The organism is Pseudomonas sp. 5Ae-yellow (assembly GCF_014077575.1).
In the GTDB taxonomy this organism is placed as follows: domain Bacteria; phylum Pseudomonadota; class Gammaproteobacteria; order Pseudomonadales; family Pseudomonadaceae; genus Halopseudomonas; species Halopseudomonas neustonica.
Genome location: NZ_JACGWE010000113.1, coordinates 1 through 1,311, shown reverse-complemented (window position 1 = coordinate 1,311; position 1,311 = coordinate 1). Strand labels below are relative to the sequence as shown.

Here is a 1,311-nt window from a genome sequence, read left to right as displayed (position 1 = left end):
GGTTCATCGCGCTTTACCGGGAAATGCTGCTTTTATCTTCAGAAAGAAGTAGTCGTTATCCCGGTAGCCGTAGGCCACCCGCTTGATCACCTTGATCTTGTTGTTCATTCCCTCCAACACACTGGTGTTCAACCGGTAGACCGCGCTGGCGATAATGCCGTCGACGTAGCCCTTGAGGCGCCTGGCAAACTGCTGCACAGGGGCCAGCCCACTACTCATAGCTAGATTTAGCCAGTCTTGCCAGCGTTGTCTGGCATCGGCCTCTGAGGGAGCGTACCAGAGCTCTTTGAGCTGGTCTTTCAGGACGTAGACAGTCATCAGGGGCTGGTTGGCTTGCAGCAGTTCTTCGAGCTTCAGAGCCTGCTCATCCTTGAGGTTGCCTCGGTTTCTGAGCAACAGCCAGCGACTTCGTTTCACTACTTTGCGAGCCGGCTTGTCGTGTCGAAGCTGATTGGCCTGATCGACCCGGACACGGTCAATCACTTCCCGTCCGAACTTTGCTACAACGTGGAACAGGTCATAGACCACCCGTGCTTGTGGGCAGTGGTGCTGAACTTCCAGGTCCATGGCGGTATTCATATCCATCGCCACGGCTTCGATCTGGCCACAGGTTTCCGGCCCCAGCCATTCAAAGAAGGGGCGTACCGCTGCTCGACTGCGGCCTTCTCCAACCCAGAGGACTTGTTGAGTATCCGCATCAATCGCCACGGTGGCGTAGCGGTGTCCCTTGAACAAGGCGAACTCATCCATGATCAGTCGACGAATCCGGCGTTTATCTGGCTCAGTCACTTCTCGTTTGAGGCGCCGATGGTCGATGGCCTTGACCGTATGCCAATGCAACCCTAGCAGCGTTGCCACATGTTGGATCGGCATCAGTCGTACCAGGGATTCAATCCAACTGACCATGCCTGCCGTCAGACGCTGTCGCCCTGGTAACCAGCGAATCTGTTCAAGCTTGGGGCCACAGGTCGTACAACGAACTCGGCGAACTGGCACGTCCAGCCAGACGCGGTATTGGAACAGGTCGCGTTCTCGGACTCGTCGGGTGCTGATGTCATGGATGGCAAGCGTGTGCTGATTACAACCACTGCAGCATGGCAAGTAATCGTCGGCAGGTTGCAGTCGGATGAGCAGAGATTGAGCGTCAATCTGGGCATACGATTCTATCGTGAATCCTTCCCAGAACAGGGCAAGAGGATTAGCATTCATAGGGACGGCGGTGAGTCGGTCAGGTTTGTTGTTTTGGCGAACTCAAAACTAACCGGTTTTACCGCCGTCTCCTACTTTTTCACGCTAACCCGCGATGAACCT

General features: G+C 55.3%; 2 protein-coding genes. One reads left to right on the top strand and one right to left on the bottom strand.

Features of this window, described 5'->3' with window-relative positions; genetic code table 11:
- Positions 1–3: 3 nt before the first annotated feature.
- Positions 4–1,149, bottom strand: coding sequence for an ISL3 family transposase (locus H4J77_RS19485; protein WP_248185984.1), 1,146 nt, complete (start codon positions 1,147–1,149; stop codon positions 4–6).
- Between H4J77_RS19485 and H4J77_RS20240 the strand changes: the two genes are divergently transcribed.
- On the top strand, positions 1,057–1,311 hold a 255-nt coding region (locus H4J77_RS20240), incomplete at its 3' end, for a hypothetical protein (RefSeq protein ID WP_240472403.1). The two genes, H4J77_RS19485 and H4J77_RS20240, sit on opposite strands and share 93 nt — an antisense overlap.